Genomic DNA, 13,095 nt, shown 5'->3' on the forward strand with positions numbered 1-13,095 from the left:
GGCCCGGGGCCGGCGGCGCGGGACGGTGGGCGTGCCGGAACCGGGACGTGGAGCAGCCGGTGTGAGCGGGGAGATGTGATGGCGACGAACGACCCCGGAGCGGGGCCGCTGCCGGCAGACGTGACCGACCTGTTCGCCGTGGACCCCCGGGTCGGCGCCGACCTGGCCCGGGTCGCCTGGGCGAAGACCCCGCTCGGTCCGCCGGAGCAGTGGCCGCAGAGCCTGCGGACCACGGTGAGCATCCTGCTGTCCTCCCGGTTCCCGATGTGGATGGCATGGGGACCGGACCTCACGTTCTTCTGCAACGACGCCTACCGCCGGGACACGCTGGGCCGCAAGTACCCGTGGGCGCTGGGCCGGCCGGCGAACGAGGTGTGGGCCGAGATCTGGGACGACATCGGCCCCCGGGTCGAGACCGTGCTCACCACGGGGGTGGCCACCTGGGACGAGGCACTGCTGCTGTTCGTGGAGCGGTCCGGTTTCGCGGAGGAGAGCTACCACACCTTCTCCTACAGCCCGCTGCGCGGCGACGACGGGCAGCTGGTCGGCATGCTGTGCGTGGTCAGCGAGGAGACCGAGCGGGTCATCGGCGAACGGCGGATGGCGACGCTGCGGGACCTGGGCTCCGACCCCAGCGTGGTCCGCACCGAGCAGCAGATGCTGGCCTTCATCGACCACCAGCTCGGCCGCAACCGGCGCGACCTGCCGTTCACCGCGACCTACCTGTTCCAGGAGGACGGCAGCGCCCACCTGGCGGGTACCACCGGACTGCCGGCCGGGCACCCTGCCGCGCCCGCCACGCTGCCGGGCGGCGAGCCCTCCGGGATCTGGCCGGCGGCCACCGCGGCCCGGGGCGAGCCGGCGCTGGTCGAGCTCACCGGCGCCGCCTTCGACGGCCTGCCGAGCGGCGCGTGGAAGCAGCCGCCCACACAGGCGCTGGTGGTGCCCCTGGTACGGCAGGGCAGCACTCCCTACGGCTTCCTGGTGGCGGGCCTGAACCGGTACCGGCCGATGGGCGAGGAGTACCGCAGCTTCGTGGAACTGGTCGCCGGACACATCGCGACCGGCCTCGCCAGCGCCCGCAGTTACGAGAGCCAGCAGCGCCGTGCCGAGGAACTGGCCGAGCTGGACCGGGCGAAGACCGCCTTCTTCTCCAACATCAGCCACGAGTTCCGCACACCCCTGACCCTGATCATGGGCCCGCTGGAGCAGCTGCGCGCCCGGCTCGCCGCGTCCGACCCGCAGGCGCGGGAGGACCTGGAGACCATCCACCGCAACGGCCTGCGCCTGGGGAAACTCGTCAACAGCCTGCTGGACTTCTCCCGCATCGAGGCGGGCCGGATGCGGGCCCGCTACGAGCCGGTCGACCTGGCCGAGGTGACCGCCGAACTGGCCGGCGTCTTCCGCTCCGCCGTGGAGAGCGCGGGCCTGACCTTCACCGTGGACTGCCCCGCCCTGCCCGAGCCGGTGCACATCGACCGCGGCATGTGGGAGAAGATCGTCCTCAACCTGCTCAGCAACGCCCTGAAGTTCACCTTCGACGGAGCGATCGAGGTGACCCTCCGGGCCGGCGACGGCGAGGCGGTGATCACCGTCACCGACACCGGCATCGGCGTACCGGCCGCGGAGATGCCCCGGCTCTTCGAACGGTTCCACCGCATCGAGAACGCCCGCTCACGCTCGAACGAGGGCAGCGGCATCGGTCTGGCGCTGGTGCGGGAACTCGTCGGCCTGCACGGCGGGACGATCACCGCGGACAGCACCGAGGGCGAGGGCACCCGCTTCACCATCCGGATACCCTTCGGCACCGCCCATCTGCCCGCCGACTCCCTGGCACCCCCCGGGACGCCCGCCGGGGCGCTCCGCGACGCCGCCGACCCCTACCTCCAGGAGGCGCTGCGCTGGCTGCCGGGCGCACGGAGCGGCGTGGCCAGGGACGTGTCCCGGGCCCCGGACGACGGCGCCGGCGCGGCGGCGTTCGCGCCCGCGGCCCCCGCACGGGTCCTGGTCGCCGACGACAACGCCGACATGCGCGACTACCTCACCCGCCTGCTCACCGGCGCCGGGTACGAGGTGCGCGCCGTCGTCGACGGGGCGGCGGCCCTGGACACGGTGCGGGGAGAAGCGTTCGACCTGGTCATCAGTGACGTGATGATGCCCCGTCTGGACGGCCTGGGCCTGGTCGCGGCGCTCCGCGCCGACCAGCGCACCGCCGCCGTCCCCGTGCTGCTGCTGTCCGCCCGGGCCGGCCAGGAGGCGTCCGTCGAGGGCCTCCACGCGGGCGCCGACGACTATCTCGTCAAGCCCTTCGCGGCCGCCGAACTGCTCGCCCGGGTCCGGGCCAACGTGGAGCTGTCGCGCATGCGCAGCCACCACGCCCGCTGGCGCACCGCGCTGATCGAGTCCCTGCAGGAGTCCTTCTTCGTCTGCGACGAGACCGGAGCTGTCATCGAGATCAACGGCGCGTTCGCCGACACGCTGGGCTACGGCCCGGAGGGCCTGCCCTACACCCCGCCGTACCCGTGGTGGCCCGACGCCGGCGCCGACCCCGACGCCCACGAGCAGGTCGCCGCCGCCCACGCCGGGCTGTTCGACCGGCCCCACGGCAGCCACACCCTCCCCGTCACCCACCGCGACGGCCACCGGCTGTGGGTCAGCGCCACCTTCAACCAGGCACGCGACCCGGACACCGGACGCACCGTCGTCGTGGGAACCTTCCGGGACGTCACCGCCGAGCACTACGCCGTCCGGCGCGAATCGGCCCTCGCGTCCCTGAGCATGCTCCTGTCCCGGGCCACCAGCCTGCCCGAGGTACTGTCCGGCGCCCTGAACGCGCTGAAGGAGCTGTGGCGCGCCCCCCGCGTGACGGCCGCCGTGTTCAGCGGCGACACACCGGCGGTCACCGGCACCGACCCCGGCGCGACCTGGCAGGACCTGCCCGAGGAGACCCGCGGCGCACTGACAAACCTGCGTGAGGGACGGCCGCTGACCCCGGTCACCGGCCGTGCCACCGGCGCCGGCGTCGCACTCGAACACCCCGAGGGGCCCCTGGGGATCTGGATCGACCTGGGCGACCACCGCCCCTTCACCGACCAGGACCAGCTCCTGCTGTCCCTGCTGGCCGGCCACCTCGCCCAGGGCCTGTCCCGCGCCCACCAGCTCGACCAGCAGCGGGAAGCCGCCCTGGCCCTGCAGCGCGCCATCCTCGGCCCCTCCCGGCTGCCCGAGGGATTCGCCGTCCGCTACGAACCCGCCGCCCGGCCCCTGGAAGTGGGCGGCGACTGGTACGACACCGTCACCCTGCCGGACGGCCGCATCGGCATCGTCGTCGGCGACTGCGTCGGCCGCGGACTGGAGGCCGCCACGGTCATGGGCCAGCTGCGCAGCGCCTGCCGGGCCCTGCTCCTGCAGAACGCCGGCCCCGCCCACACCCTCATGGCCCTGGACCACTTCGCCGCCGGCATCCCGGGCGCGGTGTGCACCACCGTCTTCTGCGGCATCCTCGACCCGGCCACCGGGCAGCTGACCTACTCCAGCGCCGGCCACCCGCCCGCCATCCTGGCCCACCCCGACGGCACCACCCGCCTCCTGGACGACGGCCGCTCCGCGCCGCTGGCCGTGCGGCCGGGCGCCGAGCGCCCGCAGGCCGAGTGCGTCCTGCCGGCCCGGGCGACCCTGCTCATGTACACCGACGGGCTGGTCGAACGGCGCCGCCGCCCCCTCACCACCGGCATCGGCCAGGCGAGCGAGGCCATCCAGGACGGCCGCGACGTCTCCATCGACGACCTCGCCACCCAGGTCATGGCCCGCCTCGCCCCGGCCACCGGCTACGACGACGACGTCGCCCTCCTGCTGTACCGGCACCCCGCCCCGCTGGACGTGACCTTCCCCGCCGAGTCCTCCCAGCTCGCACCCGTGCGCCAGACCCTGCGCAGCTGGCTGGACCGGTGCGACCTGCCCCCGACCACCGTGCAGAACATCCTGGTCGCCGCCGGCGAGGCCTGTGCCAACGCCATCGAGCACGGCCACCGCGACACCCCCCGGGACGAGGTCCGCCTCCGGGCCGAAGCCCTCGTGGACGACCTGCACCTGACCATCAGCGACACCGGCCGCTGGAAGACGCCCGACCCGGAGGCCAACCCTCACCGGGGCCGCGGTGTCGCCCTGATGCGCGCCTTGATGCACCACGTCACCATCACGCCCGGCCCCGTCGGGACCACCGTCGACATGCACGCGAGGATCGCCTGATGACCACACCGCTCACCCTCACGCCTGGACACGGCCCGGACGGAACGGCGGTTCTCAAGGCCGTCGGCGAGATCGACATGAGCAACACCGGCGCCTTCGCCGCCGCCCTGGAGGACCTGCCGGGACGCCTGGTCATCGACCTCACCGGCGTGGAGTACCTCGACAGCGCCGGCCTGAGCGTGCTGTTCGCCCACGCCGACCGCATCGAACTCATCGCCGGCCCCCTCCTGGCGCCGGTCATGGACATCTCCGGACTCGCCGCGCTGACCACCGTCCGGAGTGCGGACGAGTAGCGCCGCGATCCTGCCGGTACCCGTCGTCCCTCCGGACGAGGCCCGCCGGCCCCGCGGCTTGTTAGCATGGCAGGCATGGCACGAGGCATCTGGTCGCAGAAGGTCCGCTCCGCCCGCTGACGGCGGCGCCCCTCCCTGCACGAACCGCGCTCGCCGTCCCGGTCCCCGCCGGGCGGCCGACTGCCGCTGCCCGGCTCCCCTGCGAGCCGCGGAGCCTCCGTTGCACCTCACCCCGACCCACGACACCTCCACCCCGCCCGCCACGACGGGCAGCGCACACATCCGCGCCGAGGGCGTCACCGTCACCCGCGGAAACCGGCGCGTCCTGCACGATGTCTCGATCACCGTCTCCGCCCGGTCCAAGATCGCCGTCGTCGGCGAGAACGGCCGCGGCAAGACGACACTGCTGCACGTCCTGGCCGGCCTGATCAGCCCTGATGAGGGGACCGTGCACCGGGCCGGCACCGTCGGGCTGGCCCGCCAGGAGCTGACAGCGCGCGACGGCGAGACCGTCGGCACCCTGACATCCGAGGCGATGGCCGCGTCCCTGGCGGCCCTCACCGACCTGGACGAGGCGACGCACGCCCTGTCCGCGGGCGACTCCACCGCCGCCGACCGCTACGCCGCCGCGCTGGAGGCCGCCACCCGGCTCGACGCGTGGGACACCGAACGGCGCCTCGACGTCGCCCTCGCGGCCCTCGGAGCCTGCACCGACCGCGACCGTCCGCTGTCGGCACTGTCGGTCGGGCAGCGCTACCGGGTCCGGCTGGCCTGCCTGCTCGGTGCCCGGCACGACACCCTGCTGCTCGACGAGCCGACCAACCACCTCGACGCCGACGGGCTCGACTTCCTGACCCGCAGGCTGCGCGAGCACGACGGCGGCCTCGCCGTCGTCAGCCACGACCGGGCGCTGCTGGGCGACATCGCGGACCGGTTCCTCGACCTCGACCCGACCCGCGACGGCAAACCCCGCCTGTACGCCGGTGATTACCACGCCTGGCAGCAGGCCCGGCGCCGTGAGCGCGAGCGCTGGGAGCACGACCACGAGGAGCAGCGGGCCGAACACCGGCGACTGGAGGGTGCGGTGACGAACGCCCGTGACCGTCTCTCCACCGGCTGGCGTCCGGAGAAGGGAACCGGCAGGCATCAGCGCCAGTCCCGCTCCCCGGCGGTCGTACAGGCGCTGAAACGGCGGCAGGAAGCCCTGGAGGCACACCGGATCGACATCCCCCAGCCGCCGCCGGTGCCGCGGTGGCCCGATCCGTCGGTCCGGCCCGGCACGCCACAGCTGCGGGCCCACGGCATCGCCGTCGCCGGGCGGCTGACCGGCCCGTTCGACCTCGCGCTCGACGGCGGCGACCGGCTGCTGGTCACCGGACCGAACGGTGCCGGGAAGTCCACCCTGCTCGCGGTGGTGGCCGGTGCGCTCCGTCCCACGCACGGGTGCGTCCGAACGGCGGCGGGAGCACGGGTCGCCCTGGTCGGCCAGGAGACCGCCGAACAGGACCCGGAACTCACCGCCACCGAGGTGTACGCGCGCCACGTGGGACGGTTGGTGGTCCGCGGAGCCCTCCACGACGACGACACCGTCCCCCTCGCAACCCTCGGCCTGCTCGACCACGACGCGCTCCGCACGCCGGTCGGACGGATGTCGCAGGGGCAGCGGCGACGCCTGGACCTGGCGCTGGCCCTGGCCGGACGCCCCGGCCTGATCCTCCTCGACGAGCCGACCAACCACCTGTCGCCGTCCCTGGTGGACGAGCTGACCGACGCGCTCCGCGGCACCAGCGCCACCGTCGTCGTCGCCACGCACGACCGGCAACTGCTCAGGGACCTCGCCCACTGGCCGCGGCTGGAGCTGGGCGCCTCCCCGGCGCCGGGGTCCCGTCCCCGCCCGTCCCGGCCCCGCCCGGCGCGGGCACGTTCCGCCCGGCAGCCGCGGGAGCGCCGGCCGAGCCCCCCGCCCGGCCGTCGGACCGGCGGGGAGTGACCCGGGGAGCAGCCGGCCGAGCCGCCGCCGCTTCCGTACGCCGGGTTCGCGGAAGCGGGGTCGGGGAGGAGCCGCTCCCGGGCCCGGGGCCGGCCGCCACGCCCGACGGTCCCGCCGGCCGGCGCCCCGGCGGATGAACGGTCGGTGATCCGCCCGCCGGGAGCCGGTAAAGCTCCCGGGGCCGTCGGCCGGGCGGGCGGATCGCGGTTCCGGCGCCCCGGCCCCGCCCCGGCAGGCGAACGGTCAGTAGCCCCAGCGGTTGCGGCTGCCCTCGTCCCGGCAGTGGATGATCCGGCCGTTGGCCGCATGGGTGGAGCTGCCCACGTCCACGTTCCGGCAGAACTGGCCCGCGTTGTAGCAGTTCCCGGCGTTCGAGACGATCTCGCACTCACCGTTCCACGCGGCGGCCGACGGCCGGGGGCGGGGGAACCGGTGGTGGCGGCCGCGGGGTGGGCTTCGGCGTGGGCTTCGGTGCCGGGGGGTGTGGTGGTGGGTGCCTCGGTCGACGGCTCGGGCGAGGCGGGGGTGGCGTCGGTGCCGGACTCCGCGTGGGCGTCGGGCTCGGGGCCGGCTCCGTGGGTTCGGCCGTGGGGGTGGCGCTCGTCGTGACCGTGCGGCGTGGTTCGCCCGCCGAGGTGTCCTCGCCGCCTCCTCCGCAGGCGGCGGTACCGAGGACGAGCAGGACCGTGGCGGCGGTAGCGGTTAAGTACCGCCGGACAGGTATGGAAGGCACCTGATTTCCCTTCGGACGATCGTCAGCCGCCGCCCGCGACGCGGGGGCGGTGACCGTGGCAATGAGCGGATACCGAGCCGGAGGGGGGACAGCACACAAGGTCCGCTCGCCCGGATGTCGAACCGGGCGAACGCCGGATCGACCGAGCCGTGTGGGCACGGTCAGGACGGTCGCCGTACGTCGGGCGGGGCCGGTGTGCGGGGCGGCCAGCGACACGGTAGCGGTGATCGTGCCGGCGGAGAAGGGGCGAGCGGCGAGGAACCGGCAGTTGAGCACCGCCGCCCGCCGCCCGCCGGGAGCCGGGAGCCACCCGCCGGGAGCCGGGAAAGCTGCACGGGGCCGTCGCGGGGCGGGGCGGATCGCGGTTCCGGCGCCGGGCCACCGTCGGATCGTCCGGCGGCCGGTCGACGCCGCACGACCGTCCCGGCACCACAGCCCCATGCAGTCGCCCAAGGCCGTGCCCCTGGATTGCCCCGGCCTCGCCTGCGGTGCGGCGCCGACCGGCCGGGGGCGGGGCCGGGGAGCGGGAGGCGACGACGGGAGGTCCGCGCCCGTGCGGAGCCGGGCCACCCGGGGCTACCTGCCGTAGGCGTCCTCGCGGGGAACGGGCCCGGCACCGGACCGGCGGCCGGGGCGGAGGGTGGCGTGCCGTTGTCCGGGGCCGGGTCCGCCCCGAGCGGCGAGGGCGTCGGCGACCGCCCCGGTGACGAAGGCGTAAACGGCCTTGTGCAGCACGTCGATGACGAGTTCCCCGCGGGGCCAGCTGGACGGAGGAGCGCCGACACCGGTGGCGTTCTCCAGGATCTGGTCGTTGGTGAGCCGCACGACGGTGAACTTCGCCGAGGCGACCGGCCCGCGCAGACCGGCCTGGGCCATGACCGAGCGCAGCACACCGAGAACAGCGGCCTGGCCGAAGTGCATGGCCCGGTTCACCGCCAGGGGCTGCTTCCCCGGGTGTTCGGGCAGACCGGTCAGGCGTTGCAGGACCCGGGCCGGCACATGGGAGTCGGGCCGCCCGGTGAGAGCCTGTTCGAGTTTCTCGCCGAGCGTCATCACCAGGCCCCCGGCCGTTCCGGAGACCAGTCCCTGCCACAGCGCGCGTTTGATCATGCCAGTGCGGGTACCCGCCGACCGTCGCCCCGACCCGCACTTCCGGTCGGCTCACCCGGATGCCCTGCCCGGCGGCCACGCCGCCGGTGCGAAGGGGTAGGCGTTCGGGCAGCACACGCGTCCATGCCAGGAAGGCAGGTCCTTATGAGCGCACCGGCCCGGCCGCCGGCGGTCCCCGCCGCGCGGCCCGAGCAGCGCAGGTCGATGGTGGTGTGCGCGGTGATCGGGGCCGCCGTGATGGCCGCGGTGGACGAGATCGTCTTCCACCAGATCCTGGGCTGGCACCACTTCTACGACCGCTCCACCTCCGGCGTGGGACTGCTGTCGGACGGGCTGCTGCACACCGCCGAACTGCTGGCCCTGGTCGTCGGGTTCTTCCTCTTCGCCGATCTCCGCCGCCGCCGTGCCCTGGCCCCGGCCCACGCCCGGGCCGGATTCCTCCTAGGGCTGGGGCTCTTCCAGCTCTTCGACGGCATCGTGGACCACAAGCTGCTGCGCCTGCACCAGATCCGCTACGGCGTGGATGTCACCCCCTACGACTGGGCGTGGAACCTCGGCGGCCTGGCCCTGTTGCTGACCGGCGTGGCACTGGCCGTCCGTGCGGCCCGTCGCCCCGGGGCGGCGGAGTGATCCTCGCGCATGTGCACCCCGGCACGGCCGTGGACCCCGGCCCGGCCGGACCGGTCACCGCGGCGGCCGGGCTGCTCGCGGCCGCCGTCTACCTGTCGGCCGCGGCCCGCCTGCGGCGCCGCGGGGACGCCTGGCCCCGGTGGCGCGACGCGTCGTTCACCGCCGGCGGCGCGAGCCTGGCCTGGGCGGCGGTCGGCTCCTCGCCGGGCGGTCCCTTCACCGCCCACATGGTGCAGCACCTGGTCGCCGGCATGTTCGCCCCGCTGCTGTTCGTGCTCGCCAGCCCTGTGACCCTGGCCCTGCGTGCCCTGGCCCCCGGCGCCGGGCGCAGGGCGCTGCTGGCCCTGGCCCACTCCCGCGGGGCCGGTTGGCTCCTCTTCCCTCCGCTGGCGGCCCTGCTGGATGCCGGCGGGCTGTGGCTGCTGTACCGCACCGGGCTGTTCGCCACCGCGCGGGAGGTGCCGTGGCTGCACGTCCTGGTCCACCTCCACGTGATGGCCGCCGGGCTGCTGTTCACCTTCAGCGTCTGCGGGCTCGACCCGGTACGCCGCCGCTGGAGCCCGAGGTTGCGCGGGGCGATGCTGCTGGCCGCCGGCGCCGCGCACGCCGCGCTCGCCAGGAGCCTGTACGCGGCCGGACCGCCCGGCACCGCCTTCAGCGCCTCCGACCTGCACACCGGCGCCCAGGTCATGTACTACGGCGGGGACCTGGCCGAGGCCGCGCTGGCCGTCGTCCTGGCCGGCTCCTGGTACGCGGCGACCGGCCGCGCCCGGACGCGCCGGGCCCGGGCGGACCGGAACGGGACCGGTGGGCACGCGCCGCGCCGGGACGTGAAGGTCGGGTGAGTGCTTCGCCGTCCCGACGCCGGCCGGCGATCGGCGGGCAGGTGCCAGGACGGGGAGGAGCGAGCGCCGGCTCCGGCGCGGGCCCCGGGCAGCTGCGCGGGCGAGTTGCCCACGCCGGCGTCAGAAATTCACGACGATCTTTCCCGCCAGGCCGCCCTCGGAGAACCGTGCGTGGGCGGCCCGGATCCGCTGGACACCGAAGGTGGAGTGCACCCGCAGCCGCAGGGAGCCGGCGTCGAGAAGTCCGGCCAGCTCGTTCAGCCCCGCGCCGTCCTCGCGTACCTGATGGACCGTGGTACGCACACCTCGTGAGGACAGGTCGGGGACCGGACCCGCCTGGGTGGCGATCGACGCGTACCGGCCGCCGTCGGCGACCGCCTCGGTCACGAAGGCCCCGAAGGTGTCGAAGACCGCGTCGTAGGCACGCTCCTTCAGCGCGTGGCGGTCGGTGGTGACGAGGCCGGCGCCGTGGTCGCGGGCGAAGACGAGCTGCGACTTCCGGGAGACCAGGGCATCCACCTCGGCGCCGCGGGCCCGGGCGATCTGCAGCGCCAGCCCGCCCACCGCGCCGGCGGCACCGGTGATCAGCAGCCGCTCACCGGCCCTGACGTTCAGCCATTCCAGCGTCTGCCACGCCGTCAGCCCGGGAAGCGGCAGTGTGGCGGCCTCGGCCAGGCTGACCGACCGCGGTGCGGCGGCGACCGCCCGGGCGGGGAGCGCGACCAGGGCGGCCCAGGTGCCCCGGCCGGAGCTGAGCTGATGCGACATCGCGATGACGCGTTCGCCGGTGCTCAGCCCGCTGCTGCCGCCGTCGACCACGATGCCGGCCAGGTCCCAGCCGAGTGTCATCGGCAGTGGCGGCGTTCCTTCGCCGATGGCTCCCTGCCGCGTCTTGTCGTCCACGGGGTTGATGCTGGTCGCGACGGTGCGGATCAGCACGTCCCCGGGGCCGGGCTCGGGTTCGGGAACGTCCACGAGGTCGAGGACGTCGGGGGCGCCGAAGCGATCGATCTGTATGGCACGCATGTAAGGCCCTTTCCACCACGGATGCCGACGCAGGGCCCAACACCGTTGATGATCAAGGGATTCCCGGTGCGACGACGCCGCGCACGCCGCACCGGCGGCGCACGGGACGGGACGCGCGAACCGGCCGGCCCCGATGTCACGAACGGGCTCGGTACCGCCTGCGATCGCGACCTCGCCGCCGGGCGGGGGTCGTGGGTCGGCCCCGCCCGGGGACGGGGACGGGACGAGGCCGCCGCCCGCGGGAGCGGGTCGGCGGCCTCGGTCGTTCCGGTGTGTCCGGCCGGCGGTGCAGGTGCGTGGTGCGTGGTGTGACCGGCCGGAGCGCGGTCCGCGGCGCCTCACGCGGCCTTGACCAGGGCCGACCGGTCGGTGTGGGGCGCCTTCACGGGCGCCGTCACGGCGTCCGGTCCGTCGTGGCGCGGCCACAGCAGAAGGGCACCGATCGCTCCCGCCGCGGCGAGGACGGCCAGGACGGACCAGGCGGCGGTGATTCCGGCGTTCGTGCCGAACCATCCGGCGATGGGATAGGTGATCAGCCAGGCCAGGTGCGACAGGGAGAACTGGGCGGCGAACGCCTCGGGGATCGCGTTCCGCCCGACGGAGGCGCGCAGGACCTTGCCGGTGGGGGTGATGATCAGCGCCATGCCGGTGCCGATCGCGGTCCAGATGACCGCCGTGCCGGTCCAGGTGGTGAGGCCGGCCGCGATGAGCGTCACCGCGGCGGTCGTACCGCCGACGAGGACTGCGGCCCCGGTCATCATGACGGTGCGGGCGCTGATCCGGTCCAGGATGCGGGGCAGGACGAGGGCGGCCAGCAGGGTCCCGGTGCCGGAGGCGGCGAGCATCCAGGCGACGTCCGACTGCGAGCCGCCGAGCTCGTCACGCACGTGGTTGATGGTGCTGACGACGACGATCGACCCGGCCGCCGCGACCACGAGGTTGAGCGCCATGACGCCACGCAGGCGCGGTGTCCTGAAGAAGGTCCTGATCCCGGCCGCCGCCTTGTCCCAGGCCGTGGTGTGGGTGCTGGGGCGGGCGTCGGGGACGCGTGTCCGGGCGACGAGCAGGGCGGAGAGCAGGAATCCGGCGGAGGTGCCCAGGAACAGGTGGTCGAAGCCGATGAACGTCAGGGCGACGGCCGCCAGCACGGGGCTGAGCAGACTCTCCATGGTGGAGGCGACCTGGGAGGCGGACAGGGCGCGCGTGTAGTCGGACTCGTCGGTGACGATGTCGGGGATGACGGCCTGGAACGTCGGGGTGAACGCGGCGGAGGCGGCCTGGAGCAGGCCGATCAGGACGTAGATGTGCCAGACCTCGCTGACCAGGGGCAGGGCCAGGACCACCGCGCCGCGGATCACGTCGAGGAGGACCAGGAGGGTCCGTCTGGGAAACCGGTCGACGTACGCGGCGGCCAGCGGCGCTATGACGACGTACATGACCATCTTGATGGTGAGGGCGGTGCCGAGGACCATGCCGGCGCGCGGGCCGGCGAGGTCGTAGGCGAGCAGGCCCAGGGCCACCGTGGTCAGCCCGGTGCCGAACAGGGCGATGACCTGGGCGCTGAACAGATGGCGGTAGTCGCGGATGGCGAACAGACGCATGGCGTGGTTCCTTCCGTGTCCCTGCGGTGGGGCACGGGCCCGGGGCGGAGGCCGTGCCCCACGCGCACAGGCGGGGGTGTCTTCGGGTTCAGGCACCGGTGGCGCTGTCCGGTGTGAGGCCGGCGAGCAGGTTGAAGGCGCCGGTGAGGATGTTGAGTGCGACGATGCCGACGACATCGGCCATCGCCCGGTCGCTGTAGCCGTGCTCGCGCAGCGCGTCGACCTGCTCATCGGTGATCGAGGACGGCTCGCGGTAGATCTGGAGGGCGAGGGCGATGATCGCCGCGGTCGCCGGATCGGCCGAGGTGCCGGCGCGGGCCCGCTCGATCTCGTCCTCGTCCACTCCGAGGGCGCGGGCGGCGCTGATGTGTGCGTCGAGGCACAGCCCGCATCCCTGCCGGGCCTGGACGGCGATCGAGATCCGTTCGCCGGTCCTGCGGTCGAGCTTGGCTCGTCCCATGGCCCGGCTGAGCTGGAGGTAGCCCCCCAGGACGGCCGGTGAGTGCGCCATGGTGGAGACCATGTCGCCGATGTGGCCATGGCGGGAGACCAGGTCGGCGAGAAGATCACGAGAGGCGCCGACCGCCGTGTCGGGCGTGAGTCGGGTCAGGCGGGGCAT

At 74.4% G+C, this 13,095-nt stretch carries 9 protein-coding genes; 5 read left to right on the top strand and 4 right to left on the bottom strand.

Annotation, left to right across the window (positions count from 1 at the left end; all coding sequences use genetic code 11):
- Positions 1–78: 78 nt before the first annotated feature.
- The 3 genes from IHE55_RS29905 (at position 79) to IHE55_RS29915 (ending at position 6,531) form a co-directional block, all read left to right on the top strand.
- A complete protein-coding gene (locus IHE55_RS29905; protein WP_197992534.1) occupies positions 79–4,248 on the top strand; it encodes a SpoIIE family protein phosphatase in 4,170 nt (1,389 codons plus the stop codon).
- Positions 4,248–4,541, top strand: coding sequence for an STAS domain-containing protein (locus tag IHE55_RS29910; RefSeq protein ID WP_197992535.1), 294 nt, complete (start codon positions 4,248–4,250; stop codon positions 4,539–4,541). The genes IHE55_RS29905 and IHE55_RS29910 overlap by 1 nt, the downstream gene beginning before the upstream one ends.
- Positions 4,542–4,761: 220 nt before the next feature.
- Positions 4,762–6,531 carry an ABC-F family ATP-binding cassette domain-containing protein gene (locus IHE55_RS29915; RefSeq protein ID WP_197992536.1) on the top strand — a complete coding sequence of 590 codons (1,770 nt, stop codon included), beginning with the start codon at positions 4,762–4,764 and terminating at the stop codon, positions 6,529–6,531.
- Positions 6,532–7,840: 1,309 nt separating this feature from the next.
- Here IHE55_RS29915 and IHE55_RS29920 read toward each other — a convergent pair.
- Positions 7,841–8,374 carry a hypothetical protein gene (locus IHE55_RS29920; protein WP_197992537.1) on the bottom strand — a complete coding sequence of 178 codons (534 nt, stop codon included), beginning with the start codon at positions 8,372–8,374 and terminating at the stop codon, positions 7,841–7,843.
- A gap of 144 nt (positions 8,375–8,518) precedes the next feature.
- Between IHE55_RS29920 and IHE55_RS29925 the strand changes: the two genes are divergently transcribed.
- Together IHE55_RS29925 and IHE55_RS29930 are read left to right on the top strand one after the other, a co-directional pair.
- The gene (locus tag IHE55_RS29925) at positions 8,519–9,004 is read left to right on the top strand and encodes a DUF2243 domain-containing protein (protein WP_197992538.1); all 486 of its coding nucleotides are present in this window, start codon (positions 8,519–8,521) and stop codon (positions 9,002–9,004) included.
- Positions 9,005–9,015: 11 nt separating this feature from the next.
- On the top strand, positions 9,016–9,849 hold the full coding sequence (locus IHE55_RS29930) for a cytochrome c oxidase assembly protein (protein WP_307826948.1): 834 nt from the start codon (positions 9,016–9,018) through the stop codon (positions 9,847–9,849).
- 120 nt (positions 9,850–9,969) lie between these two features.
- On the opposite strand, the gene IHE55_RS29935 is transcribed toward IHE55_RS29930, so the two are convergent.
- The 3 genes from IHE55_RS29935 to IHE55_RS29945 form a co-directional block, all read right to left on the bottom strand.
- The gene (locus tag IHE55_RS29935) at positions 9,970–10,875 is read right to left on the bottom strand and encodes an NADP-dependent oxidoreductase (protein ID WP_197992540.1); all 906 of its coding nucleotides are present in this window, start codon (positions 10,873–10,875) and stop codon (positions 9,970–9,972) included.
- 338 nt (positions 10,876–11,213) lie between these two features.
- The gene (locus IHE55_RS29940; RefSeq protein WP_197992541.1) at positions 11,214–12,476 is read right to left on the bottom strand and encodes an MFS transporter; all 1,263 of its coding nucleotides are present in this window, start codon (positions 12,474–12,476) and stop codon (positions 11,214–11,216) included.
- An 88-nt stretch (positions 12,477–12,564) separates the two neighbouring features.
- Positions 12,565–13,095, bottom strand: a complete 531-nt coding sequence (locus IHE55_RS29945; RefSeq protein ID WP_197992542.1) for a carboxymuconolactone decarboxylase family protein — start codon at positions 13,093–13,095, stop codon at positions 12,565–12,567.

Source organism: Streptomyces pactum, assembly GCF_016031615.1.
GTDB lineage: Bacteria > Actinomycetota > Actinomycetes > Streptomycetales > Streptomycetaceae > Streptomyces > Streptomyces pactus.